A 25,467-nucleotide genomic window follows, 5' to 3' on the forward strand; every position below is an offset into this window, starting at 1 on the left:
CATAAGTGTGTCAAGCAGCCTTTTTTCGGGATTAGGGCTTGCATCACAAAAAACACCTGGTGGAATATGGCGTATTGAACAAGGAGTCGACATGAGCGCAGTTGAAGTCTTGGCCAGCGTGGACATCGTTGCATTGCGCCTTGCCCCGGACTTGCAGGGGTTGCAGGTGCTGTTGCACCGCCGCGAGCGAGAGCCGCATCGAGGCCAGTGGGCCTTGCCGGGTGTCATCGTCAACGGCAGCACACCGGACAATAGCCTGGATGCGGCGGCCGAGCGGGCGCTGCGAGAGAAGGCACAGGTTCTGCCTCGGCACATGGAGCAGGTCGGTACAGAAGGCAACGCTTTTCGTGATCCGCGCGGGTGGTCGTTGAGTACCTACTACCTGGCATTGCTCGACCCGGATCAATTCATCGCGGGGGAGCAATTGGCCTTTTTCGACCTCGACAGTCTGTCGACCCGCAAAGTGCTGTTGCCGTTCGATCATGGGCTGCTGGTGCAGCGCACCTGCGAGCGGCTGGCGGCCAAGAGCCTGTACAGCAGCCTGCCGCTGTACTTGCTGCCGACGCGTTTCACGGTGCTCGATGCGTTGAGTGCGGCGCAGGCGTGCCTGGGGCGGCCGGTGAACAACACGTCGTTGCGCAAGCGCCTGGAGCGTCTGAGGGAGGCAGGCTGGGTGCGTGATACAGGCGAACGCAATCAGCCGCGACTGGGCCGGCCGCAACAGCTTTACGAGCACCTGCCGCAAGGCGTGGGTCCCTTTCTGTTCGAGCGCAGCCTGTTGCCGGAAGCATGAAGGCTCAAGCATGGCGTTTGGCGGCCGATACAGCTGTCAGGTCAAAATCCTTGCGGAGAAGGGAAATGGTAGGGATCACAAGTGTCAATGTCACCGGCGTGAATGGGCAATCGTCTGCGTTGCAGACGGCCGCCCAGGCCAGCGACACTGAAAAGAGCAGCAGCGCGGCTGGCGGCGCCCAGGTCGCCATGCCGGCACCGTCTGACAAGGCCGACAAGGCCAAGAGCAGCGACAACAGCAGCGAGCCGTCACACATCCGCCAGTTGCGTGAGCTGATCAAGCAAATGCAGAAGCAACTGGCCGACGCCCAGAAGCGGCTGTCCGAAGTTCAGGCGCAACCGATGGACGAGAAGGCCAAGTTGGCTGCGGTGGCGGGTGTCCAGGCGCAGATCGCGACCATCAGCGGTCAGATCCAGCAGGCGACCGCGCAGTTGCTGCAGGCCTTGAGCAAGCTGAACAGCAGTAGCTCCGGCAACTTGATCAGCACCATTGCCTGAGGGTGAGGGCAGGGCGGACCGCAACGGGCCGCCCTGAACGTGGTGACTTACTCGGACGCCACGCGCGAGCGGTTCTGGCGGTCTGACTTGTACTGCATCGCCACCGCCGGCGCGGCCTTGGCCGAGCCGGTTTCCAGCCATTGGCGCAGGCGCCCGGCATCGGCGAAGTGGGTGAACTTGCCGTAGGCGTCGAGAATCACCATCGCCACCGGGCGGTTGTCCATCCTGGTCAGCAGTACCAGGCAGTGCCCCGCCTCGTTGGTGAAGCCGGTCTTGGTCAGCTTGATATCCCAGTTGCTCTTGTTCACCAGATGATCGGTGTTGCGAAAGCCCAAGGTGTAATTGGGTTTGCGGAAGGCTACGGTCTTCTCGCGGGTGGTCGAGAGCTCGCTGAGCATCGGGTAGTTGCGCGAGGCGATCAGCAGCTTGGCCAGGTCATGGGCAGTGGAGACGTTGTGCGTCGACAGGCCAGTCGGCTCGACGTAGCGGGTCTGGGTCATGCCCAGGCTGCGGGCCTTGGCGTTCATCGCCTTGATGAACGCGCCATAGCCGCCGGGATAGTGGTTGGCCAGGGTGTTGGCCGCGCGGTTCTCCGACGACATCAGGGTAATCAGCAGGGTCTCGCGGCGGTTCAGCTCGCTGCCGGGGCGGACGCGGGAAAAGACACCCTTGAGGTCAGGGTTGTTGGCGATGGTCATGGTGAGCATCTCGTCCATCGGCAGCTTGGCGTCGAGCACTACCATGGCGGTCATCAGCTTGGTGACCGAGGCGATGGGCACCACGCGGTCGGCGTGGCTGGAGTACAGCTCTTTGTTGGTATTCAGGTCGATCAGCAAGGCGCTGCCGGAAGCCAGGTGCAGTTTGGAAGGATCGCGTTGGGCCTGGGCCGGGGATTGTGCAGCAGCGGTCGACGGAAGGATCGCGGTTCCTGTGAGCGCCAGCAGCAGGCTGAGGATGGACAGGGAAGTTTTCACGTTGAGGCTCACTAATAGTTGGTATGTCGTTGGCTGTGCAAGGGTTTCCCCCGAAAACCGCTGCATTGTGGAGTATGGCTCAGCGGCTGTCGATTGCTCGTCCAGTCCCAGCGTCGAAATGAAAAAACCTTCATGCTGTATCGGTTTTTCCCGCCTGTTGCGACAAATGGTCCCCGCGCTTTCGCACAGGCGAAAAAAAGCCCGCCAGAGGCGGGCAGAAAGAAGCGTAAGGAGCAACGCACAACACATGAAACGGTCAACAAAAACGGTGGTCAGGCGGTAAGGGTGCCGGCCTGCAGCTGTTCGGCCATGGCCTGGGCCTTGGCGCGGGAATCCAGAGGGCCGCTGACGGGCTCGCCGTTGCGCATCAGGTACCAGCAGGCCAGCAGGCCTTGAGCGCGCAAGGGAGCAGGGACAGCACTGCCGACGACAGACATGATGTGGATAGTGGCCATGTTGGACCTCCTGTGAAACATGGCCCTACCTTACGCAGCAGCCGACGCTGTTTGAAATCAACTTGCTCGATAGTGGTCATTACTTTTTTCAACGACAAGTGCAGGTCACCAGCGCGGCGGGCCGTAGTACACCGGCGGCGGGCCGTAGTAGCGGCGATACACTGGCGGCGGCGCGGGTACATAGCGCTCGACGACATAGGGCTGGTAATACACCGGCGGCGGTGGCGCCTGCACATAGACCGGAGGCGGCGGATAATAGGCCGGTTGGCGCTCCACATAGACGGTGCGGTCATGGCCGCCGGATACTGCTGCCCCGACCACGGCACCGACCACGGCTGCACCGAGTACAGGGCCTGGGCCCCAACCGCCGCCATGGGCGGCTGCCTGCCCGCTGACGGCCAGTGCGCCGACCAGCAGGGCGATTCCGGGGATGAGACGGTTCATGAATGAATCCTCGCGATAACCCCACACTTGGGGCTTATCAATAAGACCGCGAAATCGGTAAAGAGAGCACAGGTGCAAGGTAAAGGTTGTGTAAGGGGCGATTGACGGTCAGGTCTGATACGCTCGCAGAAACGATTCAGTCATCAACGACAGGAGCAGATATGGCGATTGCACCCAGCAGGGACACGACACTGTGCATTTCCCTTGCCGGACGTCCGGGCACTTTCGGCGTGCGTTTCCACAACCACCTCTATCAACAGTTGGGGCTGGACTACTACTACAAGGCCATGACCACCCAGGACCTGCCTGCGGCAGTGGGTGGCATCCGCGCCCTGGGTATCCGCGGATGCGGTGTGTCCATGCCCTACAAAGAGGCGTGCATGGCCCTGGTGGACGAGATCGATCCCTCCGCGGCAGCCATCGAGTCGGTGAACACGCTGGTCAACACCAACGGTCACTTGAAGGCCTACAACACCGATTACCTGGCTGTGCGCCAACTGCTGGAGTCGCACCAGGTCGATCCGGCCACCGCCTTTGCCCTGCGCGGCAGCGGCGGCATGGCCAAGGCGGTGGCCAGTGCGCTGCGTGACGCAGGTTTCAGCGAGGGCCTGATCATTGCCCGCAACGAGCAGGCCGGGCGGCAGCTGGCAGATACCTGCGGGTATCGCTGGCAGCGCGAGCTGGGCGACCTCTGTCCGCCGATGCTGGTCAACGTGACCCCCATTGGCATGGCCGGCGGGCCGCAGGCGCAGGAGCTGGCCTTCCCACGTGAGGCGGTCGATGCTGCGCAACTCGTATTTGACGTAGTGGCCATGCCGGCCATGACCCCGCTGATCGTTCTCGCCCAGGAGCTGGGCAAGCCGGTGATCACTGGGCTCGACGTGATTGCGTTGCAGGCGCTGGAGCAGTTCGTGCTGTACACCGGTATCAGACCGACCGTAGAGCAAGTGGAGGCCGCGGTCGCTTACGCCCGTGAAGCCTGAACGGTTGCCATCACGGGGATCCCCGTGATGGCTTGAATGCCCTCAGAACACCCTCTGCCCTTTATCCAGTCGCTCGTCCACCAGGGCGCGGCCGTGCGCCAGAGAAACGTGCTGGGCGTTTTCCAGGTCGGAGAAGAACTTCATGGGCATCGACAGGCGCCTGCTGGTATGGCCTTCGGGATCGGTGATCAGGCAGCCGGCGGCGTAGGGCAGAGGAGAGTCGGGGTGGGGCATCACACTGGCGGTGATGGTGTGCTCACGGTACTCACAGTGAAGGGTTTGCATCGTCCTTACCTCGCTGTGCTGGTTTGGAAGCGCTCACCTCTATGTACCACGGCGAGGGGCCGGAAGTTCCCGGCCCCGACGAGCGTGACCTGCGTCGGTCAGCCCTTCAGTTCGGTCGGCTGGATGACTTCGACCCAGTAGCCATCCGGGTCCTTGACGAACGCCAGGTGGTTCATGCGGCCATCCTGCAGGCGTTTCTGGAAGGGCACCTCCAGCGCTTCGAAGCGTGCACAGGCCTCACGTACGTCCGGCACCGAGATGCAGATGTGGCCAAAGCCGCGCGGATCGGTGTTGCCGTTGTGGTAGGCGAACTCGGCATCGCTCTCGGTGCCGTGGTTGTGGGTCAGCTCCAGCACGCCTGGAATGGATTTCATCCACTGGTGGCGTGCGGCGTCATCGGCAGGAATCTGCGCCGGGTCGACCAGGGCCAGGAAGTACAGGCTGAACTTCGCTTCGGGGAAATCGCGCTTGTCTACCAGACGAAAGCCCAGCACGCGGGTGTAGAAGTCCAGCGACTTCTCGATATCCTTGACCCGCAGCATGGTGTGATTGAAGACGAATTTTGCGGTGGCGGTGTCGGGCTGGGCGGTGACGCCGGGCAGGGTTTGCAGATCGTTCAGGCTCATGGGGGCTCCAGAGACAAGGCCGGCGCAGACCGCGCCGACGGTGAAAACAGGACGGCCATGATACGGCAGTGAAGCGATTGCGCAAATGAAAGCGCCCTGCACGAAGGCAGGGCGCTGGAATTAGAGGCCCGCATGTGCGGGCGCGTGATGGGGTCGCTAGTCCTTTAGCTGGTTCGATACTCGCCCAGCCGATGTGAAAAAACTGTGAAGCAGGCGTGGATGTTTCATCAGCGTACCCAGGATTCCACCGTGGCCGCACCGTACTGTTCCTTCCACGCTTTCAGGCCACGGTGGTTGCCACCCTTTGTCTCGATCAGCTCGCCGGTGTGCGGGTTCTCGTAGACCTTGACCACGCGCGGACGGCGTTGCTGCTTGACGGGGCTGGTCGAGGTTTTCGCGCTGGCTTTCAGGCCCTTGGGGTCGAGGATCGCGACAATGTCGCGCAAGCCCTTGTCATAGCTTTTCATCAGACCGAGTAGTTTCTGCTCGAACTCGATCTCGCGTTTAAGGCTGGCATCCTTTTTCATTGTCTCCAGTTGCGCGATTTGCTCCTGAAGTGCTTTTTCGGCCGCACGAAACTCTGCAAGTCTGGACACTTTCATCACTCCTGTCAGTCGGCCGTGGCATGGCGTGACGAACATGCAACAGTAATAAACGCCGGCCACGCGGATGGGTGAAACTGTTCGCTGAACAAGAGTGTAGACGTGGCCCAGTGTTCGGTAAACCTCAAACTTTTAGCGGCAAGTAAGGAACTTTCTGGGCGTCACGAACCGCAAACTCAGTGCGCTTTCCAGGCCTCTGCAACAGCTTTCATACCATGGTCCAATGGCCCGACTAGAGCGCCCGCGTGAAAATGGCGCGTCGTCTTCGTTTAATGTCGAGTGCCTCGCGGCATGTGTGCCCGATAGTGCATCGGCATGTTTCTCGCCTCTTCTGGATGTTCCCCTGCATGTGCTCTCCCTTTCCTCTCGCCCCTGGCCGCAGTATTGCCGGCCTGTCCTTGTTGTGCGCGGCAGCCGGTGCGCAGGCCGATGGTTTTTTCGAAGACAGTCACGCCAAGGTCGAGGCGCGCAATGTCTATTTCAACCGGGACTTTCGTGACGGCCACAGCAGTTCCGCCCAGGGTGCTTCCAAGCGCGAGGAATGGGCGCAGGGTTTCATTCTCGATGCCCGTTCCGGCTACACCGACGGCACGCTCGGGTTCGGTGTCGATGCGCTGGGCATGCTAGGTTTCAAGCTCGATTCCAGCCCCGCCGACAGCAACAGTGGTCTGCTGCCCTCGAGTGGGCATGACCCGCGCCATTCTGCCGATCAATACGCCAAGCTGGGCGTGGCGGCAAAGATGAAGGTGTCCCGGACGGTACTGCGTTATGGCGCGATGATGCCGGACGTGCCGCTGCTCAAGTACAACGATGGTCGTCTGCTGCCCACCATGTTCCACGGTGCAATGCTGACGTCCGAAGAGTTGCGCGACCTGAAGTTCACCGTGGCCCGTCTGGACAAGTACACCGCGCGAGACTCCAGTGATCGCCAGGATATTCGCGTGCACTGCAAGAACAAGCGTTACGCCTGCGATATCCAGGCCGACCACTTCGATCTGGCGGGCGTCGATTACCGCGTCAATGATCGCCTCAGTGCCCAGTACCAGGTGTCGAAGCTCGAGAATATCTACCGCCAGCACTTCCTCGGGCTGGTCGCCACGCAACCTTTGGCGGTGGGCGCGCTTTCTGCGGACGTGCGCCTGATCAAGAGCGACGATATCGGCAACGCACGCGCCGGTGAGATCGAGCATCGGGCGTTCAGCGGCATGCTCGGCTACAGCCTGGGCGGGCACAAGTTCAGTGCCGGCTGGCAACGCATGTATGGCGACAGCGCCATGCCTTATCTGGATGGCAGCAACCCTTATCTGGTCAATTATGCTCAGGTCAACGACTTCGCAGCCGCCGGTGAGCGTTCCTGGCAATTGCGGTATGACTACGATTTCAAGGCGTTGGGCATTCCTGGCTTGAGCTTCTTCACTCGCTATATCAACGGTGATCATATCCAGGTGCCGGGCAGCAGCGCCCAAGGCAAGGAATGGGAGCGTGACAGCGAACTCAAGTACCAGGTCCAGAGCGGCACCTTCAAAGATCTCAGCGTGCGTCTGCGCAACTCCACGTATCGCAGCAACTACGAACGATGGGCGCGTGACATGGACGAGACACGGGTCATCGTCAGTTACAACTTCGCGGTGTTCTGACGCACTTTGCCAAATACCCCTGGGCGATGAACAATGATCGGCGGTACGGGCAGCGAGGCAATGCCATGAAGCAACTTCTGTTGATCGGTATAGGCCCGGGCGACCCCCGTCAGGTCACTTTCGAGGCCGTCGACGCGTTGCGCCGCGCCACGGTGTTCTTCGTACTCGATAAAGGTGGCGACAAGCATGAGCTGTTGCAACTGCGCAAACTCATGCTCGAGCGCTATGTCCCCGAGGGTGGGTATCGCCTGGTGCAACTGGAGGATCCGCGGCGGGACGGGCAGCACCAGGACTATGTCGGTGCGGTGCAGGACTGGCACCGCGCGCGCGCAGCCCTGTACGCCCGCATGCTCGAGGATGAACTGGCAGCCGACGATATCGGCGCCTTCCTGTTGTGGGGCGAGCCGGGGCTGTATGACAGCACCTTGCGCATTCTTGACCTGGTGCGCGAACGCGGGGTGGCGCTGCAGCTTGAAATCATCCCTGGGATCAGCAGTGTCCAGGCCTTGGCCGCGCGACACCGGATCGCGCTGAACCGCATTGGCGAACCCCTGATCGTACTGCCGGCGCGGCGCCTGGCCGAGCAGGCAGTGATCGACAACGTCGTGGTGATGCTCGATGGACAGTGCGCGTTCACCGCGCTGGACGACCCGGGCCTGACGATCTACTGGGGGGCTTATCTGGGAACGGCAGACGAGATCCTGGTGGCGGGCAAGCTGGTGGAGGTCAAGACACAGATCGTGCAAGTGCGCGAGGACGCGCGGCGGCGCAAGGGCTGGATCATGGATACCTACCTGTTGCGCCGTGAGGGGTGAGGCCCGCGTCAGGGCGTCCCGAGGATTTCCACGACCTTATCGCGCAGTTGGTCGATGCTGAATGGCTTGCCGATCAGGTGCATGCCCTCGGGGACATTGACGTTCTCGGCGTAGCCACTGGCGAACAGCACCGGCAGCAGCGGCCGGATTTCCCGGGCTTTGGCGGCCAGCGCTTCGCCGCGCATGTCAGGAAGGCCGACATCGGTCATCAGCAGCGACAGGGGTTGCGTGCCATCCTCGAGAATCCTTAAGGCTGTGGTGGCGTCCTGCGCCTCGATGGTGGTGTAGCCCAATTCGTCGAGCACGTCGACCATCAGCATACGAACGATGTCGTCGTCTTCGACTACCAGAAGGTGCATGGTTTGAATCCTGTCACGTAAGGGAAATGTCTTTACTCTGTGCCTGTTGCACAGGCAGAAGTTCCGTCAGGATAGCGGCCCCTGCAATCGGATGGAACGATTGGCTGCGGATAGCTTCAAATACTGGCTAAATGCCCTGTCAGATCAGGCAAAGCTGGTTAGACTCGCCCCAGGTGCGGGGGTGGCAGCGGCATACAACAATGACTGAATGTAGTGGCCACACACTGTTCAATGGACTTATTTCGCTCGGGCGTTATCAGATGATTCAAGCAGCCTCCATGGATCAACGCAGTTTTCGCAAGCTGCTAAGCCGTAACGTCGGCCTCCCGTTGGGTGTCGGCCTGCTGGGCGCCGTCGCCTTCGTTGCGGTGATCAACTATTTGCTCTCGGCCATGCAGTGGGTCGAGCACACCGATCGGGTGATTGGCAATGCCAACGAAACGGTCAAGCTGTCGATCGACATGGAAACCGGCATGCGCGGTTTTCTGATCACCGGCGACGAGCGCTTCCTCGACCCCTACGAGGTGGCCAAGCCGAGAATCTTCAGCAGTCTGGACAGCCTGCGTGGCATGGTCCTGGACAACCCACCGCAGGTCGATCGCATCGACCGGCTGGTGGCCCTTCAGCGTGCCTGGAACGAGTTCGGTAGCGAACTGATCAAGGTGCGCCGCGACCAGGGCGATTTTCGCGGCATAATCGGCAATGGTCGCGGCAAGCGCATCACTGACGAGATCCGCAAGGAATTCGACGACTTCGTTGCCACCGAACAGCAGTTGCGCATGGCGCGCAACGAGAAGGTCAGCACGGTCACCATCACCGCTATCAGCGCATTCGTGCTGTTCATCGTCGGCCTCAGTGCGCTGCTGGCCTACTTGGGGCGGCGTGACCTGTTGGCGCTGTCCGAAAGCTATGTCAGCAACCTGCAGGCGCAGCAGCGTTCGGCCGAGCGTCTGGAACACCAGGCCTGGTTGCGCAACGGGCAGACCCAGTTGGGGCAGGAGGTCATTGGGCAACTGACGCTGACCATGCTGGGGGACAACATCTTGCGCTTCTTCGCCGGCTACTTGGGTAGTGTGGTCGGTGCACTGTATATCCGTGACAGTCATGGGCGCCTGGTGCGCGTGGCCAGCTATGGGCTCGATGCCGAACAGCAGGGGCGCGAGCAGGTAATGGCCGAGCACGATGGACTGCTGGCCCAGGTGGTGCGCGAGCGTCGCGTGCTGCGTCTGGATGACCTGCCGCAGGATTACTACCGGCTGAGCTCCGGCCTGGGCAGCGGGCTGCCGCGCAGTGCCTTGCTGGCGCCGGCCAGTGACAACAACCAGGTCAATGGCGTACTCGAACTGGGCTTCCTGCGACCGCTGCAGGAGCGTGATGTCGAATTGCTGGAACGGATCAGCGAAAACCTCGGCATCTCCCTGGAGAGCGCGCGCTATCGCCAGCGCCTGCAGGAAGTGCTTGCCGAAACTCAACAATTGAATGAAGAACTTCAGGTCCAGCAAGAGGAGCTCAAGACGGCGAACGAGGAGCTTGAAGAGCAGTCGCGGGTGCTCAAGGAGTCCCAGGCCCACCTGGAGACCCAGCAGGCCGAGCTCGAGCAGACCAACGAGCAACTGGCCGAGCGCACCGTCGCCCTGGACCGCAAGAACAGCGAGCTCAATGCTGCGCAAGTGGAACTGCAGGCGCGTGCCGAGGACTTGCAGCGTTCCAGCAAGTACAAGTCCGAATTCCTCGCCAATATGTCCCACGAGCTGCGCACGCCTCTCAACAGTTCGCTGATCCTGGCCAAGCTGCTGGCCGAGAATGGCGAGGGCAACCTCAGCCAGGAACAGGTCAAGTTTGCCGAGTCGATCTATTCGGCTGGCAACGATCTGCTCAACCTGATCAACGATATTCTCGACATCGCCAAGGTCGAGGCGGGCAAGCTCGAAGTGCGTCCTGAGACCACCCAGATGGTGCGCCTGGTCGAAGGACTGCGCGGCATGTTCCAGCCGCTGGCCGATGACAAGGGCCTGAGTTTCGAGGTGAAGCTGGAGTCGCAGGTGCCGGCGACCCTGTTCACCGACCGACAGCGTCTGGAGCAGATCCTCAAGAACCTGCTGTCCAACGCCATCAAGTTCACCGAGCGTGGCCAGGTGAGCCTGAACATCAGTCATCAGGTCGGCATGGGCATCGTCTTTGCCGTGCGTGACAGCGGCATCGGTATCGCCGCCGACCAGCAACAGGCAATCTTCGGTGCTTTCCATCAGGTCGACGGCACCAGCAACCGCCGCTATGGTGGCACCGGTCTGGGCCTGTCGATCTCACGCGACCTGGCGCACTTGCTCGGTGGCCAGATCAGCGTCGACAGCAGTCCCGGCCAGGGCAGCGTGTTCAGCCTGATCATTCCCGAGCGCTACGAATCGGTGGATGGACAGGAAGAGGCCCACAGCCTGCGCCCGACCCTCGATCAGTTGCCGCCGCCACCGCGCGCGCTGGCTGCACCTCAACAGCCGCTGCCGATTCCCGCATTTGCCGACGATCGCGAGCAGGCGCCGTTCGCCAATCGCTGCATCCTGGTGATCGAGGACGAGCCGAATTTCGCCCGGATCCTCTACGACCTGGCCCATGAACTGGGCTACAACTGCCTGGTCGCCCATGGCGCCGACGAAGGCTTCGCCCTGGCGGCACAGTACGTGCCTGATGCCGTGCTGCTGGACATGCGTCTGCCCGACCATTCCGGGCTCACTGTGCTACAGCGCCTCAAGGAACAGGCCAACACCCGGCACATCCCCGTGCACATCATCTCGGTGGAAGACCGCGTCGAGGCCGCCATGCACATGGGCGCGGTGGGCTACGCGGTCAAGCCGGCCAGCCGCGAGGAGCTCAAGGAGGTGTTCAACCGCCTGGAAGCCAAGCTGACGCAGAAGCTCAAGCACATCCTGTTGGTGGAAGACGACGACCTGCAGCGCGAGAGCATCGCCCGCCTGATCGGCGACGACGACATCGAGATCACCGCCGTGGCCATGGCCCAGGAGGCCCTGGAGCTGCTGCGCGAGAACATCTACGACTGCATGATCATCGATCTGAAGCTGCCCGACATGCTCGGCAACGAGCTGCTCAAGCGCATGACGGCCGAAGACATCCGCAGCTTCCCGCCAGTGATCGTCTACACCGGGCGGAACCTCACCCGCGAAGAAGAAGCCGACCTGCTCAAGTACTCGCGTTCGATCATCATCAAGGGCGCGCGCTCGCCGGAGCGTCTGCTCGACGAAGTGACGCTGTTCCTGCACAAGGTCGAGTCGCAACTGTCCCACGAGCGCCAGCGCATGCTCAAGACCGCGCGCAGCCGCGACAAGGTGTTCGAGGGGCGCAAGATCCTGCTGGTGGACGACGATGTGCGTAACATCTTCGCCCTGACCAGTGCCCTGGAGCACAAGGGCGCTATCGTCGAGATCGGGCGCAACGGCCGTGAAGCGCTGGAGCGCCTTGAGCAGCACGATGATGTCGACCTGGTGCTGATGGACGTGATGATGCCGGAAATGGATGGCTATGAAGCGACCCGGCTGATCCGCCAGCAGCCCCGCTGGCGCAAGCTGCCGATCATCGCCGTGACGGCCAAGGCCATGAAGGATGACCAGCAGCGTTGCCTGCAGGCGGGTGCCAACGATTACCTGGCCAAGCCGATCGACCTTGATCGCCTGTTCTCCCTGATCCGCGTCTGGCTGCCGCAACTGGAGCGAATTTGACTAGCGAACGCAACACCGATATCGAGATCCGGCTGCTGATCGAGGCGATCTACCTCAAGTACAGCTACGACTTCCGTGACTACTCAGGCGCGTCGATCAAGCGCCGGATCCTCCATGCCCTGCGACAGTTCGACTGCCGTACCGTGACTGCGCTGCAGGAGCGGGTACTGCACGACCCGGGCATGTTCATGCAGTTGCTGCAATACCTGACGATCCCGGTCAGCGAGATGTTCCGCGACCCCGACCACTTCCTCGCCTTGCGCGAGGAGGTGGTGCCGCTGCTGCGCACCTGGCCCTCACTGAAGATCTGGATCGCCGGTTGCAGCACTGGAGAGGAGGTGTACTCCATGGCCATCCTGCTGCGCGAGGAAGGGTTGCTGGAGCGCACCATCATCTACGCCACCGACATCAACCCCAGCTCGCTGGAGAAGGCCAAGCAGGGCATCTACTCGATGCAAAGCCTGCGCGAGTACGAGGAGAACTACCGCAAGGCCGGAGGGCGGCGCGACTTCTCCGAGTACTACACTGCTGCTTACGGCAACGCCATCATGGACAGCAGCCTGCGTGACAACGTGACTTTCGCCGACCACAGCCTGGCCACCGACAGCGTGTTTTCCGAAACCCAGTTGGTGTCATGCCGCAATGTGCTGATCTACTTCAACAAAGACTTGCAGGACCGTGCCCTGGGGCTGTTCCACGAGTCGTTGTGCCATCGCGGCTTCCTGTTCCTGGGCAGTAAGGAATCGGTGGATTTTTCGGCCTATAGCGACCGCTTCGAGCCTTTGGTAAGGCCCGAGCGGATCTACCGCAAGACATGAACGGCGTGCGCGCAGTGGTCATCGGCGCCTCGGCCGGCGGCGTCGCGGCCTTGTTCGAGGTGCTTGGCGGCTTGCCAGAGGGCTTCGCCCAGCCGGTGCTGTGTGTGCTGCACCTGCCGGATGACCGCCACAGCCAACTGGCCGAGGTGCTGCAGCGCCGGTTGCATCGCCCGGTGCGCGAGGCTCGTGACAAGGAACGGATCGAGGCCGGGCAGATCTATGTTGCAGCGCCCGGTTATCACCTGTCGGTGGAGCGCGACCTGAGCCTGTCGCTGAGCCAGGAGGCACCGGTACACTTTTCGCGCCCGGCGATCGACTTCCTTTTCGCCTCGGCTGCCGATGCCTATGGCGAAGGGCTGCTCGGCGTGCTGCTCACCGGTGCCAACGAAGATGGCGCCGAGGGCCTTGCCTACATCAAGAAGTGCGGAGGCCGGACCGTGGTCCAGGACCCCCGCGACGCACAGGTTGCGCTGATGCCCGAGGCCGCACTGGCCCTGCATCGCCCCGACCATATTCTTTCTCTGAGCGGTATCGGGCAGTTGCTCGCCACCCTGGAACCCAGCGCATGCTAAGCCACATCATCGCCAAACTGCTGATCGTCGACGATCTGCCGGAAAACCTGCTGGCCCTCGATGCCCTGATCCAGGGTGAGGACCGTGAGGTGCACCGCGCCCAGTCGGCCGAGCAGGCCTTGTCGCTGCTACTCGAGCACGAGTTCGCCCTGGCCATCCTCGATGTGCAGATGCCGGGCATGAATGGTTTCGAGCTGGCCGAGCTGATGCGCGGCATGGAGAAGACCAAGAACATTCCGATCGTCTTCGTCAGCGCTGCTGGCCGCGAGATGAACTATGCCTTCAAGGGCTACGAGAGCGGCGCGGTGGACTTCCTGCACAAGCCGTTGGACACCCAGGCGGTCAAGAGCAAGGTGTCGGTGTTCGTCGACCTTTATCGCCAGCGCCAGGTGCTCGGGCGTCAGTTGGAAGCGCTCGAGCGCAGCCGGCAGGAGCAGGAGCAACTGCTTGCCCAGCTGCAGGTGGCACGCAGCGAGCTGGAACGTGCGGTGCGCATGCGCGATGACTTCATGTCGATCGTTTCCCACGAAGTGCGCACGCCGCTCAACGGCCTGATCCTGGAGACCCAGCTGCGCAAGATGCATTTGTCGCGGGGCAACCTCGCGGCGTTCAGCGAAAGCCACCTGCATGCGATGGTCGAGCGTGACGAACGGCAGATCAACAGCTTGATTCGGCTGATCGAGGACATGCTCGACGTGTCGCGCATCCGCACCGGCAAGCTGTCGATCCGCCCGCGGCTGTTCGACCTGTCGCAGTTGGTGCGCGGCCTGGTGGAGAACTTCTCGGCCCAGGCAACGGCGTTGGACACCCACATCGAGCTGCAACGCTGCGACGCGCTGCAGGGGGAGTGGGACGAGTTCCGTATCGAGCAGGTGCTCGCCAACTTGCTATCCAATGCCTTGCGCTATGGCGAGCGACGCCCGGTCCAGGTGCGGGTGTTCGAGCAAACCGGCATGGCCTGTGTGCAGGTCCAGGATCACGGCATCGGCATCAGTGCCGCCAACCAGCAGCGGATCTTCCAGCAGTTCGAGCGGGTTGCGGCGCACCAGGCCAGTGGTGGATTGGGGCTTGGCTTGTATATTTCCGAGCAGATCGTGCAGGCCCACGGTGGACGAATCCAGGTCGAGAGCCAAGAGGGGCAGGGTGCGACGTTCAGTATCCTGCTGCCGCTGGCGACGGCCGATCAACAAAGTGACCAGGCGCAGGCAACCTCTGTGTGACCTGGTGGTCAGATGGCCAACTATTTGAAATTCAAGGCGTTGTCATGAGCGAAGATGCACAAGATGTGGTGCTGGTGGTCGAGGACGAACCGGTCATCCGGATGATCCTGCGCGACTACCTGGCGGGCGAGGGCTATCACGTGCTGGTGGCCGAGAATGGTGAGCAGGCGTTCGCGATTCTGGCGAGCAAGCCGCACCTGGACCTGATGGTCACGGACTTTCGCCTGCCAGGCGGGATTTCCGGGGTTGATATCGCCGAGCCTGCGGTCAAGCTGCGCCCGGACCTCAAGGTGATCTTCATCAGCGGCTATCCCGCGGAGATCCTCGAGTCTGGCAGCCCGATCGCGCGCAAGGCGCCGATCCTGGCCAAACCGTTCGACCTCGACACCCTGCATGAACAGATCCAGGCATTGCTCAGATAACGCGCCTTACACCGCCTTGGTGCTGAGCAATCGCACACCCAGCCCGATGAACAGCGCACCGGTGGCGCGTTTGAACCAGGCTGCCAGGCGCGAGGCCTTCAGGCGCTGGCCGAAGCGGTAGGCGGTGAAGCAGTAGAACGAATGCACCAGCCCGACGATGGCCGCGATACTGATGAACATTGCTGCGAACTGGCCGAAGATTGGCCGGCCAGGTTCAAGGAATTGTGGCAGGAAGGCGCAGAAGAACACCAAGGTCTTGGGGTTGCTCGCCGACACCAGGAAGGCTTCGACACCGATCCGCCATTTCGCGCGCGGCGCTACCGGGGGGATCTCGCCTGCGGGCAGCTTGGGCTTGTCCCGTGACAGCAACTGACGCAGGCCCAGATAGATCAGATACCCCGCACCCACCAGCTTCAACGCCAGAAATGCCGCCGGCAGCGAGATCAACAACGCACCGACGCCCATCGCCACACCGCTGATCAGCAGCAACTGCGCACTGAGGTTGCCCAGCAGCGTCATGCCCATGCCGGACGGGCCGTAACGCAGGGCGTTGCGTACGGTCAGCAGGACGTTGGGGCCCGGGGTGAGCGAGGTGATCAGGTAGGCCAGGGAAAACGTCAGCCAGAGATGCAGTGCCATGGAACGCGGTCCTTCGCAGGGGAAAGCGCCAAGATGCCAGTAATCGGCGCCGGATGCCATGGCAGTGGGTTTTTCTTCACTGTCCGTACCTGACAGAAGGCGTCGCTACCAGAGCGCCACGGCGCCCGCTGCAATGACCCGCCCGAACACCTCGAGCGCTTTGTCCACATCAGCCTCGGTGCTGTAGCGCCCCAGGCTGATGCGTACGCTGCTGCGTGCCTGCTGCTCGCTCAGCCCCAGGGCCAGCAGCACGTGGGATGCAGCGTTACTGGCCGAGTTGCACGCCGAGGTCGTGGAAATGGCCAGTTCGCTCGCCAATGCCGCACTGCTGAAGCCCTTGGCCTCGATGCACAGGTTCAAGGTGTGCGGGATACGTTGTTCGGCACAACCGTTGAGGCTCACACCCGGCAAGGCCAGCAGGCCGTCACGCAGGCGTTGCGACAGTGCCTTGATCCGCTCGTGCTCGCTTGCGGCCAGGGCGCCGGCCAACGCGAAGGCACTTCCCATGCCGACGATCTGATGCCCCGGCAGCGTTCCGGAGCGTAGCCCGCCTTCATGGCCGCCACCATGCATCTGCGCCTGCAGGCAGGGGCGCGCGCGGCTGCCGACGTACAGTGCGCCAATGCCCTTGGGGCCATAAGCCTTGTGGGCGGAAAACGACATCAGGTCGACGGCTTGGCGCGCCAGATCGATGCTGACCTTGCCCACGGCCTGGGCGGCATCCACATGCAGCAGTGCGCCATGTGCGCGTACGCATTCGCCGATCCGGCCGAAGTCGGTGGTGGTGCCCAGCTCGTTGTTGACCGCCATCAGCGATACCAGGCGGGTGTCGGCACGCAGGGCGGCCTGGACGGCTGCGGGCTGTATCAGCCCCTGTGCATCCGGCGCCAGCCTTGTGACCGCCCAGCCCTGGCGCTCCAGTTCGGCGGCCGTGTCGAGCACGGCCTTGTGTTCCAACTGGCTGGTGATCAAGTGACCGGGCTGGCCGGCGCCCTGGGCGATGCCCTTGAGGGCGAGGTTGTTCGACTCGGTGGCACCGGACGTCCATACCAGCGATTCGGGCGCCGCGCCGACCTGTTCGGCGACCTGGCGACGGGCCTGTTCCACCAACTCGCGGGCGGCCTGGCCGAAGGCGTGACCGCTGGACGCAGGATTGCCGAAATGCGCCTGGCGGCCCATGCAGGCCAGCATGGTTTCGATGACCCGGTCATCGACTGGGGTGGTGGCGGCGTAGTCGAGGTACAGCGGCGAGTTGTGCATGGGTGGGTCCGTGCGAGCAGAGGCTGAAGAATGATGTGAGCATGCTAGGGGAGCCGCGAGGGAAGAAGTTTTTCTTGTTTTCGACTTTCTCAGTGTTCAGTAGAAATATTTTTCTCCTTTAGGTCAGCCAGAAGAAAACTATTCTGGCTGACCGTTGCATCAAAGCCTCCAGCACCCTTCGAAGCGTTCGCAAACCCCGTATTGCCGGTCAAGCTGCGCCATGGCCCGCAGGTGTTCGAGCTTCGCTTCAGCGGTGATCTGGCGGTAAACCCGCGCGTAGTAACGGCTCATGTCGCGCATGCGAACCTCGCGGCTATTGTAGCGGTTACCCAACTCCAGACCCGCCCAGATCTGCAACTGCTGGTCCTGCACGCTGTTGAGGTACTTTCGGTTATTGTCGCGGAATCTGGCCTGGGCGAGGGGCTTGACCTGGCCAAGGGCTTGCTCGAAATGCTGCAGATTGGCGCGGTACTGGTCCCAGTAGGCATCGGGCAGCGTGGCATTGCCCAAGGCCTTGCGACGTTCGGCGATCTGCTGATCGGCCGGAGGTTGCTGCAGGTTGCTGGCTTGCAGTATGTCGATCACTGCGCCGGACGAGGCCAGGCTGTCATTGATGAGGCTTTCGATCATCGCGCTGCGTTGCACGGAGGCAGGCAGCGGAGTGGGCGGTAGCGGGAACAGCGGCGAGGTGCCGCTACAGCTTGCCAGGGGCTCATCGTTCAGCGGGTAGGGGATGCGTACATCCTTGCCGTCGATGCGTTGCAGGCGGGTGAGTTGAAGCATGCAGTAACCGTCGCTGCGGTCGACGCTCACTTCGTACTCCGAACCGGCGGCGGGGGTGAAGGTGACCCCGATCGAGCAGGGCGCGCCACCGGTGCTCAAGGTGTTGACAAACAGATAGAGTGGTTGGTCGGGCTCCAGGCGGATCTCCAGGTAGCCACGGGTGTCGGCGGCGGGCGGCACGCGCATGTCGGCGCGACGGCGAGTGTCTCTGGCCAGGAAGTTGTTGAGCAGGCCGGTGGTGCTGCCCTCGCATCGGGGACCCCGGTAGACATCCAGCGTCGAGTTGGAGGTGTTGGAGACGTAGCGCAGTTTTGCCGCGTCAGTGCGGCTGCTGTCCTGGTAGGTGCCGTTGAAGCTGCAGGCGCCGAGCAGTGCGCAAGCGGCAACCAGAGTGATGGAGCGTGCTGCGGTGGCGAGCATGATCGTCCTTGAGCGTTGGGTGAGGGCGGCGCAGATGCTAGAGGTGATGGCACCGTTCGTCCAGTGTGCCATCATCGAATGCACCGCCTTCGCTCAGTCGGCAGCGGCCTGCGCGGCAATCTCTCGCTCATCCTGCGCCACCACCTGCTGGCACAGTTCGATGATCTGCTCGCGCATCCAGCGGTTGGCCGGGTCCTGGTCAGTGCTTTCATGCCAGTACAGGTGCGTTTCCAGTGGCGGGACTTCTACCGGCAGCGTCAGGTAGCGCAACTGATGGCGGCGTGCGAAACGCTCAGGGACGGTCATCACCATGTCGGTCTGCTGCAGCACCTGCGAGGCCATCAGGTAGTGCTGAGAGCGCAGCGCGATCTTGCGCTGCACGCCCATCTTGCCCAGTGCCAGATCGACGTAGCCCAGGCCGTTGCGACGGCTGGAAATATGGATATGGGTCATGCCCAGGTAGCTGTCGAGGGTCAGCTTGGCCTCGCCCAAGGGGTGGCCTTGGCGCAGGGCACAGACATAGCGGTCCTGCATCAGCTTGACGTGGCGCACCTGTGGATCGGTGTTCAGCGGGGCATCGACGGCGAAGTCCAGGCGACCTGCGGCCAGCTCCTTGGTGGTCTCGCGCCGCTTGCACAGGAAGCTCTCGATCACCACGCCCGGCGCCAGGCGGCGCAAACGCTGGAACAGCAGCGGCAGGACCACCGCTTCGGTGAGGTCGGTCATGCTGATGCGGAAGGTCTTGCTGGCCTGCTGCGGATTGAAGATTCGGCTTTCCTGCACCGAGGTACGCAGCAGGGCCAGGGCATTACGCACCGGGCCGATGATGTTCTGTGCCATCGGTGTCGGCACCATGCCTTGGGCGGTGCGCACGAACAGCGGGTCGTTGAAGGTTTCGCGCAGGCGTGACAGGGCATTGGATACGGCAGGCTGAGTGATGCCGACGATCTGCCCGGCACGGGTCAGGTTGGCTTCGGTGTAGATGGCGTCGAAGACGATGAACAGGTTGAGATCGACCTTGCTGAGGTTCATAAGGGCGCCACGTGTTGTTGATGTTATTCGCCGATCATATATCGGTTATGAATGTTAATACACGCCGAAAATAGACTAGGTGGATTGACCTGCACTGCTCTAGGCTCTGCTGCATGTTCTTCATTCCGCAAAGGTAGCCCAGATGGATTTCGCCTATACGCCCAAGGTCCAGGCTCTGCGCGAGCGCGTCACTGCGTTCATGGACGCCTATGTCTATCCCGCCGAAGCGGTGTTCGAGCGCCAGGTTGCCGAGGGTGACCGCTGGCAGCCCACCGCGATCATGGAAGAGCTCAAGGCCAAGGCCCGGACTGAAGGGCTGTGGAACCTGTTTCTGCCTGAGTCCGAGTACGGCGCGGGGCTGACCAACCTGGAGTACGCACCGCTGGCCGAGATCATGGGGCGCTCGCTGCTGGGGCCAGAGCCGTTCAACTGCTCGGCGCCGGATACCGGCAACATGGAAGTGCTGGTGCGTTATGGCAGCGAGGCGCAGAAGCAGCAGTGGCTCGAACCGCTGCTGCGTGGCGAGATCCGCTCGGCCTTTGCCATGACCGAACCTGATGTGGCTTCCTCCGATGCCACCAACATGGCTGCCACCGCCGTGCGTGATGGTGACGAGTGGGTAATCAACGGACGCAAGTGGTGGACCTCCGGCGCCTGCGACCCGCGCTGCAAGGTGATGATCTTCATGGGGCTGTCCAACCCCGATGGCCCGCGCCACCAGCAGCATTCGATGGTGCTGGTGCCTACCGATGCGCCCGGGGTGAAGATCGTTCGCCCGCTGCCGGTGTTCGGCTACGACGATGCGCCCCATGGTCATGCCGAGGTGCTGTTCGATAACGTGCGCGTGCCTTACGGGAACGTCATCCTGGGCGAAGGGCGTGGTTTCGAGATTGCCCAGGGGCGCCTGGGGCCGGGACGTATCCACCATTGCATGCGTTCGATCGGCATGGCCGAACGTGCCCTGGAGCTGATGTGCAAGCGTGCGGTAAGCCGCACCGCGTTCGGTCGGCCGCTGGCGCGGCTGGGCGGCAACGTCGACAAGATCGCTGACTCGCGGATGGAAATCGATATGGCGCGCCTGCTGACCCTCAAGGCGGCGTACATGATGGACACCGCCGGCAACAAGGTGGCGCGTAGCGAGATTGCCCAGATCAAGGTGGTGGCGCCGAACGTCGCGCTCAAGGTGATCGACCGCGCTATCCAGATTCATGGTGGTGCCGGTGTCAGCGGCGACTTCCCGCTGGCCTACATGTATGCCATGCAGCGCACCCTGCGCCTGGCCGACGGGCCCGACGAAGTGCATCGGGCGGCGATCGGCAAGTACGAGATCGGCAAGTATGTGCCCAAGGAGATGCTGCGCGGCGGGCAGTAAGCCCGCTGGGCAGGTGCTTGCGGTCAAGGACCTGTGTGATTCGTGGTAGAGGCCGTGGATGACCTCGGCGCAGCGTCGCCAGCGGTAGCTTCGGCCTTGCTCGGGCTGTCCTGGGCCAAGGCAGGTTCTTGCCCTTCGCTGCCTCGGGTCTTGAACAGCGACAGCACCACGCCGCCCAGCAGCAACCCGAATGTCACGCCCAGCGACAGCAGCGCCGGCACCTTGCCCACCAACCCGTGGTAGAAGATCTTGCAACCGATGAAGATCAGCACCAACGCCAGGGCGTACTTGAGGTAGACGAAGCGGTGCATCAAGGCTGACAGGGCGAAGTACAGCGAGCGCAGGCCGAGGATGGCGAAGATGTTCGAGGTGTAGACGATGAACGGGTCCTGGGTGATGGCGAAGATCGCCGGCACGCTGTCGACGGCAAATACCAGGTCGGCCAGCTCGATCAGCACCAGGGCGAGGAACAGTGGGGTGGCGTAACGTAACGCCTTGCTCTGGCCGGGTGGTGTGAGACGGACGAAGAAGTGCTTGCCGTGGATCTGGTCAGTGACCCGCATGTGCCTGCGCACGAAGCGCAGCACCGGGTTGTTGGCCAGGTCCGGATGGCTGTCTTCTTTGGAAAGCGCCATCTTCACCCCGGTGAACAGCAGGAAAGCACCGAACAGGTAGAGCACCCAGGCGAAGTTCTGTACCAGCGCGGCGCCCACGCCAATCATGATCGCACGCAGGACTACCACGCCGAGGATGCCCCAGAACAGCACGCGGTGCTGGTAACGGCGAGGGATGGCGAAGAAGCTGAAGATCATCGCCATGACGAACACGTTGTCCATCGACAGCGACTGCTCGACCAGGAAGCCCGTGTAGAACTCCAGTGCCGACTGGGCGCCAAGCTCGTACCACACCCATACCCCGAACAGTACGCCCACGCTGAAATAGCCCGAGTACAGCAGCAGGCTTTCGCGCATTTCGATTTCGCGTTCCTGGCGGTGCAGCACGCCCAGGTCGAGGACCAGCAGGGCGATGACGATGGTGACGAATACCAGCCACAGCCAGGTGCTGGTGCCGAGCAGGGGTGTTGTAAGGAATGTCTGCAGAGCTGTCATGAGCCCCTCCTTGATTGTCGACGTTGCATGGCAACAGTGATTCCGACATGGCGGCGCAAACCGTCAGAGGGGCCCGGCATCACATGGGTGTAAGCCTAGTCCATGGAGTGCCGGAGCCAAGGGGGAGGGGTGTTACATTTCTTTGCCTGATTACGGTTTCCCGAGCGCGTCGCCGACTTTCTGCGCCACTGCGGGCGGCATCCAGGCTTTCCAGACCTGCGGATGTTCGCGCAGGAATACCTTGGCCGCCTCCCGCGGGTCCTGGCGTTTCTCGCTCATGATGGCCAGGGCCTGGTTGAGGGTGTCGATCGGCAAGTCGACCTTTTCGAACAAGGCCACCAGGTCCGGGTATTGGGTCTTGAAGGCCTTCGACACACCAATCGACAGTTTGGCGGGCAGCGAACTGCTGCCACGTGGGGCGGGGTTGGCCGGGTCGGTCAAGGTGGCCCAGGCCTGGGCGTTATAAGGGGGCTCTTCCAGGCGCACGAAATCGAAGCGGCCCATCAGTGGCGTCGGGCTCCAGTAATAGAACAGCACCGGTTGGCCACGGCGAACAGCCGAGCTGACCTCAGCGTCGAGGGCGGCGCCTGAGCCGGTGCGGAAATTGCTGTAGAGCCCATCGAGCCCGTAGGCCTTGAGCTTCTGGCTGTTGACGATCTCTGAAGTCCAGCCGCTTGGGCTGTTGAGGAAGCGACCCTTGGTCGGCGCCTCGGGGTCTTTGAATACCTGCGCATAGCGCTTGAGGTCGGCGACGCTCTTGAGTTCTGGCGCCAGCGGCTTCAGGTTGCGCGCCGGGTCGCCTTCGATTACGTATGCCGGCACATACCAGCCTTCGACTGCGTTCTTCACGGTGTCGCCCAAGGCGAACACCTCGCCCTTTTTCTCGGCCTCGACCCAGGCCGGGCTGCGTCCGGCCCATTCCTCGGCGATCACTTGCAGGTCGTTTTTCGCCAGCGCGACTTCCATGCTGACGGTGCTGCCGGGGAGGGTATCGGTGGGGTAGCCGTAACCGTTCTCGACGATCAGGCGCAGGATTTCGGTGGTCAGGGCGCCGCTTTCCCAGCCAATGGCGCCGAACTGGATGGGTTTGGCTGACTCGGCGCGTGCGGCGCTGTCGGTACTGGCCAGGCCCAGCGCAAGCATCAGGCCGGCCAGCAAGGTTGGAATTTTCTTCATGATGGCCTCGTCGATTGCCAATTCGTGGGGTCGGGCAAAGTGTAGACGACGAGGGCAGTGGCTTGGTTCGGCGGCTGGCGCCGATCCCTGCGCGATGCCAGGCTGGCACCGCGCAGGCGTGTTCAGACCCGGAACTGGTCCATCAGCCCCTGCTGCTGGTTGGCCAGGCTGTTCAGCGACTGGCTGACCCGCGCCGACTCATTGGCCTGACCTGACAGCGATTCGGTCACGTCGCGGATGGTGGCCACGTTACTGTTGATCTCTTCGGCCACCGCGCTCTGTTCCTCGGCGGCCGAGGCGATCTGCAGATTCATGTCGCTGATCACGGTGACCGCCTGGCCGATGCGCTGCAGCGCGGTGACTGCTTGGCCGACCTGCTCCACGCCGCCCTGGGCCTGGCGATGACTGCTGTCCATGGCGCCAACCACTTCACGGGTGCCGGCCTGCAGCGACTCGATCACCTGGCGGGTCTCTTCCACCGACTCCTGGGTACGCCGCGCGAGGTTGCGGACTTCGTCGGCGACCACTGCGAAACCACGCCCGGCTTCCCCGGCGCGCGCGGCCTCGATGGCCGCATTGAGAGCCAACAGGTTGGTCTGCTCGGCGATGGAGCGAATCACCTCCAGCACCGAACCAATCTTCTCGCTGTTTTGCGCCAGCCCCTCGACCTGGGCCATGGCGCTGCTCATGTCGGCGGCCAGCGCATCGATGCTGTCAGTGGTCCGATCGATCACGGCCAGGCCTTCGCGGGTGGCCTGGTCGGCATCGCGCGCGGCTTGCGCTGCCTGGGCCGCGCTGCGGGCGACGTCCTGGGCGGTGGCGCTCATTTCGTGGGAGGCTGTCGCGACCTGGTCGACCTGGCGGTACTGCTGCTCCATGCCCGCACTGGTTTCGCTGGCGATGGCAGCAGACTGGTCGGCCGTGCCGCGTGCTGCCTGCACCGAGCGTTTGACCTCAGCGATGGTGGGTTGCAGTTTGTCGAGGAAGCGGTTGAACCAGCCGGCCAGCTCACCCAGTTCGTCGCGCTTGTCGTAGTTCAGGCGACGGGTCAGATCACCTTCGCCGCTGGCGATATCCTTGAGCATCGCTGCTACACCGAGGATCGGCCGGGTCACCCCGCGCGCCATCAGCCACACCGCCAGCAGGCCGGCGATCGCCGCAGCCAGGCCCAGGCCCAGCTCGAGCAGGGTGCCGCTGGTGTTGAGCACGTCGAGTTCGCGCTTGAGCGCGTCGGCAGGGCCGGTCAGGGCGCTTTCCGGTACGTCGAGCAGCACACCCCAAGGCTTGCCGCCGGGAATCGGTGCGAACGCGGCCAGTACCTTCAGGCGTTGCTGGTCGTGGAGCACCTGCAGCTTGCCGGCGGTCAGCTTGCGCACCAGCTCGGCGCCCTGGCGGGTATCGACCTGGTCGAAGCGCTCGGCCAGCTTGCCGGCGTCCGGGCTGTAGCCGGCCAGCAGGCCCGCGGGGCTGAGGATGCCGACCTTAGTGCGACCTTCGTAGAGGCTGCGGCTGGCGTCTTCGCTCAGGGCCTGCAAGCTGTTCAGGTTGGTGTCGATGGACAAGGTACCGATCACCTTGCCGTCCACCATCAGCGGGAAGACGATGCTGGTCATCAGCACTTGCTGGCCAGCGATTTCATAGAAGTAGGGCTCGATCACGCAGACCTTGCCGGTGCTGCGCGGGCAGGTCCACCAGGTATTGGCTGCCTCGCCGCTGGGGCCGATCTGGGTGTTGGCCATATCACGCTCGGGCAACGCCATGGCGGTCAGCTGGCCCGCGCGCGGCTGCGACCAGTACAGGGCGAAGCGCCCGGTTTCGTTGCTGCCAAGCTCGGCGAGGCCGCTGAACAGTTTGTCCTTGCCGTCTAGGGCGTTGGCTTCGAATACCAGCGAAAGACCGAGCAGGTCGGGGTTGGCCTGCAGGGCGGCGCGGACTTGGGCGGTCATGTCCTGGCGCAGGTCGTGGGCGTCGATGAAGCGCTTTTCGGCCTGTTCGCGCAGGAACAGAACCTGGCGTGCGAAGCCAGCACCGTACTGGTAGGCGTCCATGAACTGACGGCGAATGCTCAGCGCCTGGACCTCGCCTTGAGATTCGATGCGGGCCTGGGCGGATTCGGTGAGCATCTGCGAGCTGCTGGCTTTGACCAGATCCGAGCTGTGGTCCATGCGATACAACGAGAGGCCGACGAGCAATGTGACGATGCTGGCCAGGCACAGCCCGGCGAGCAGGGTGATCTTCCATTGGATGGAAAGTTGACGCAACGGCATGGTGTACATCCCTTGTAATAGTAGAGCTGGGGCTGACGACTGTTTCGGCGCAATAGGGTTTTTCTTTATATGAACGTTCAATAAAGATAAAAGCGTCTATACAAACGCCATCCCTCGGCAGTTTTGACATCCTCCCCCCAGTGCTTCAGAGTGTGCGCCCTCCATAACAACACCCCTGG

General features: G+C 62.6%; 25 protein-coding genes and 1 pseudogene. 11 read left to right on the forward strand and 15 right to left on the reverse strand.

Annotation, left to right across the window (positions count from 1 at the left end; translation table 11 throughout):
* The first annotated feature begins 91 nt into the window (after window positions 1–91).
* A complete protein-coding gene (locus ACMGGG_RS10080; protein ID WP_151924774.1) occupies window positions 92–793 on the forward strand; it encodes an NrtR DNA-binding winged helix domain-containing protein in 702 nt (233 codons plus the stop codon).
* A 65-nt stretch (window positions 794–858) separates the two neighbouring features.
* Window positions 859–1,290, forward strand: a complete 432-nt coding sequence (locus ACMGGG_RS10085; protein WP_054891264.1) for a hypothetical protein — start codon at window positions 859–861, stop codon at window positions 1,288–1,290.
* A 47-nt stretch (window positions 1,291–1,337) separates the two neighbouring features.
* Here ACMGGG_RS10085 and pbpG read toward each other — a convergent pair whose 3' ends face one another.
* From pbpG to ACMGGG_RS10100, 3 genes are all read right to left on the reverse strand, one after another.
* Window positions 1,338–2,264: a D-alanyl-D-alanine endopeptidase gene (gene pbpG / locus ACMGGG_RS10090; RefSeq protein WP_153773534.1), complete on the reverse strand. Its 927-nt coding sequence runs from the start codon at window positions 2,262–2,264 to the stop codon at window positions 1,338–1,340.
* A gap of 272 nt (window positions 2,265–2,536) precedes the next feature.
* The gene (locus ACMGGG_RS10095) at window positions 2,537–2,719 is read right to left on the reverse strand and encodes a hypothetical protein (protein ID WP_054891266.1); all 183 of its coding nucleotides are present in this window, start codon (window positions 2,717–2,719) and stop codon (window positions 2,537–2,539) included.
* Window positions 2,720–2,824: 105 nt separating this feature from the next.
* On the reverse strand, window positions 2,825–3,163 hold the full coding sequence (locus ACMGGG_RS10100; RefSeq protein ID WP_054891267.1) for a hypothetical protein: 339 nt from the start codon (window positions 3,161–3,163) through the stop codon (window positions 2,825–2,827).
* Window positions 3,164–3,324: 161 nt separating this feature from the next.
* On the opposite strand from ACMGGG_RS10100, the gene ACMGGG_RS10105 reads away from it, so the two are divergent.
* On the forward strand, window positions 3,325–4,146 hold the full coding sequence (locus tag ACMGGG_RS10105) for a shikimate 5-dehydrogenase (protein WP_414155400.1): 822 nt from the start codon (window positions 3,325–3,327) through the stop codon (window positions 4,144–4,146).
* Window positions 4,147–4,188: 42 nt separating this feature from the next.
* Here the strand turns inward: ACMGGG_RS10105 and ACMGGG_RS10110 are convergent, their stop codons facing one another.
* The 3 genes from ACMGGG_RS10110 to ACMGGG_RS10120 all read right to left on the reverse strand — a co-directional run bounded on the left by ACMGGG_RS10110 (window position 4,189) and on the right by ACMGGG_RS10120 (window position 5,653).
* Entirely contained in the window at window positions 4,189–4,431 is a 243-nt protein-coding gene (locus tag ACMGGG_RS10110; protein ID WP_063544787.1) for a hypothetical protein, read from the reverse strand.
* 98 nt (window positions 4,432–4,529) lie between these two features.
* Entirely contained in the window at window positions 4,530–5,057 is a 528-nt protein-coding gene (gloA, locus tag ACMGGG_RS10115; RefSeq protein WP_054891270.1) for a lactoylglutathione lyase, read from the reverse strand.
* Between the two features lie 227 nt (window positions 5,058–5,284).
* Window positions 5,285–5,653: a histone-like nucleoid-structuring protein, MvaT/MvaU family gene (locus tag ACMGGG_RS10120; protein WP_054891428.1), complete on the reverse strand. Its 369-nt coding sequence runs from the start codon at window positions 5,651–5,653 to the stop codon at window positions 5,285–5,287.
* 353 nt (window positions 5,654–6,006) lie between these two features.
* On the opposite strand from ACMGGG_RS10120, the gene ACMGGG_RS10125 reads away from it, so the two are divergent.
* Window positions 6,007–7,296, forward strand: coding sequence for an OprD family porin (locus ACMGGG_RS10125; protein WP_414155401.1), 1,290 nt, complete (start codon window positions 6,007–6,009; stop codon window positions 7,294–7,296).
* Between the two features lie 65 nt (window positions 7,297–7,361).
* Entirely contained in the window at window positions 7,362–8,111 is a 750-nt protein-coding gene (cobF, locus tag ACMGGG_RS10130; protein ID WP_063544789.1) for a precorrin-6A synthase (deacetylating), read from the forward strand.
* Window positions 8,112–8,119: 8 nt separating this feature from the next.
* Here the strand turns inward: cobF and ACMGGG_RS10135 are convergent, their stop codons facing one another.
* Window positions 8,120–8,470 (reverse strand): response regulator, encoded by a 351-nt coding sequence (locus ACMGGG_RS10135; RefSeq protein ID WP_063544790.1) that lies wholly within the window; start codon window positions 8,468–8,470, stop codon window positions 8,120–8,122.
* A 260-nt stretch (window positions 8,471–8,730) separates the two neighbouring features.
* On the opposite strand from ACMGGG_RS10135, the gene ACMGGG_RS10140 reads away from it, so the two are divergent.
* Genes ACMGGG_RS10140 through ACMGGG_RS10160 form a run of 5 tightly spaced genes read left to right on the forward strand, consistent with a single transcriptional unit; the run spans window position 8,731 to window position 15,230 of the window.
* Window positions 8,731–12,198, forward strand: coding sequence for a response regulator (locus tag ACMGGG_RS10140; RefSeq protein ID WP_323454219.1), 3,468 nt, complete (start codon window positions 8,731–8,733; stop codon window positions 12,196–12,198).
* Window positions 12,195–13,016, forward strand: a complete 822-nt coding sequence (locus ACMGGG_RS10145) for a CheR family methyltransferase (RefSeq protein ID WP_063544792.1) — start codon at window positions 12,195–12,197, stop codon at window positions 13,014–13,016. The genes ACMGGG_RS10140 and ACMGGG_RS10145 overlap by 4 nt, the downstream gene beginning before the upstream one ends.
* Window positions 13,013–13,588 (forward strand): chemotaxis protein CheB, encoded by a 576-nt coding sequence (locus tag ACMGGG_RS10150; protein WP_063544793.1) that lies wholly within the window; start codon window positions 13,013–13,015, stop codon window positions 13,586–13,588. Before ACMGGG_RS10145 ends, ACMGGG_RS10150 begins: the two co-directional genes overlap by 4 nt.
* Complete coding sequence (locus ACMGGG_RS10155; protein ID WP_054891277.1) at window positions 13,582–14,808, forward strand: hybrid sensor histidine kinase/response regulator; 1,227 nt, start codon at window positions 13,582–13,584, stop codon at window positions 14,806–14,808. Before ACMGGG_RS10150 ends, ACMGGG_RS10155 begins: the two co-directional genes overlap by 7 nt.
* Before the next feature lie 44 nt (window positions 14,809–14,852).
* Window positions 14,853–15,230, forward strand: coding sequence for a response regulator (locus ACMGGG_RS10160; RefSeq protein WP_054891278.1), 378 nt, complete (start codon window positions 14,853–14,855; stop codon window positions 15,228–15,230).
* Between the two features lie 6 nt (window positions 15,231–15,236).
* Here the strand turns inward: ACMGGG_RS10160 and ACMGGG_RS10165 are convergent, their stop codons facing one another.
* The 4 genes from ACMGGG_RS10165 to ACMGGG_RS10180 form a co-directional block, all read right to left on the reverse strand.
* Complete coding sequence (locus ACMGGG_RS10165; RefSeq protein ID WP_054891279.1) at window positions 15,237–15,869, reverse strand: LysE family translocator; 633 nt, start codon at window positions 15,867–15,869, stop codon at window positions 15,237–15,239.
* Between the two features lie 105 nt (window positions 15,870–15,974).
* Window positions 15,975–17,129 (reverse strand): cysteine desulfurase family protein, encoded by a 1,155-nt coding sequence (locus tag ACMGGG_RS10170; RefSeq protein ID WP_414155402.1) that lies wholly within the window; start codon window positions 17,127–17,129, stop codon window positions 15,975–15,977.
* A gap of 159 nt (window positions 17,130–17,288) precedes the next feature.
* The gene (locus ACMGGG_RS10175) at window positions 17,289–18,332 is read right to left on the reverse strand and encodes a hypothetical protein (RefSeq protein ID WP_414155403.1); all 1,044 of its coding nucleotides are present in this window, start codon (window positions 18,330–18,332) and stop codon (window positions 17,289–17,291) included.
* Window positions 18,333–18,425: 93 nt separating this feature from the next.
* The gene (locus tag ACMGGG_RS10180) at window positions 18,426–19,364 is read right to left on the reverse strand and encodes a LysR family transcriptional regulator (protein WP_054891282.1); all 939 of its coding nucleotides are present in this window, start codon (window positions 19,362–19,364) and stop codon (window positions 18,426–18,428) included.
* A gap of 142 nt (window positions 19,365–19,506) precedes the next feature.
* Here ACMGGG_RS10180 and ACMGGG_RS10185 point away from each other — a divergent pair, with 142 nt between their 5' ends.
* Window positions 19,507–20,736, forward strand: coding sequence for an acyl-CoA dehydrogenase (locus ACMGGG_RS10185; RefSeq protein WP_414155404.1), 1,230 nt, complete (start codon window positions 19,507–19,509; stop codon window positions 20,734–20,736).
* A 23-nt stretch (window positions 20,737–20,759) separates the two neighbouring features.
* On the opposite strand, the gene ACMGGG_RS10190 is transcribed toward ACMGGG_RS10185, so the two are convergent.
* From ACMGGG_RS10190 to ACMGGG_RS10205, 4 genes and pseudogenes are all read right to left on the reverse strand, one after another.
* Window positions 20,760–21,845, reverse strand: a complete 1,086-nt coding sequence (locus ACMGGG_RS10190) for a TerC family protein (protein WP_414155405.1) — start codon at window positions 21,843–21,845, stop codon at window positions 20,760–20,762.
* A gap of 150 nt (window positions 21,846–21,995) precedes the next feature.
* Window positions 21,996–23,021, reverse strand: coding sequence for an ABC transporter substrate-binding protein (locus ACMGGG_RS10195; protein ID WP_414155406.1), 1,026 nt, complete (start codon window positions 23,019–23,021; stop codon window positions 21,996–21,998).
* 122 nt (window positions 23,022–23,143) lie between these two features.
* Window positions 23,144–23,899, reverse strand: a complete 756-nt coding sequence (locus tag ACMGGG_RS10200; protein WP_371105596.1) for a methyl-accepting chemotaxis protein — start codon at window positions 23,897–23,899, stop codon at window positions 23,144–23,146.
* A 102-nt stretch (window positions 23,900–24,001) separates the two neighbouring features.
* Window positions 24,002–25,297, reverse strand: a pseudogene (locus ACMGGG_RS10205) (HAMP domain-containing protein); the annotation flags it as partial.
* Window positions 25,298–25,467 lie beyond the last annotated feature (170 nt).

Source organism: Pseudomonas sp. BNK-44-b, assembly GCF_047456245.1.
Classification (GTDB): Bacteria; Pseudomonadota; Gammaproteobacteria; order Pseudomonadales; family Pseudomonadaceae; genus Aquipseudomonas; species Aquipseudomonas machongensis.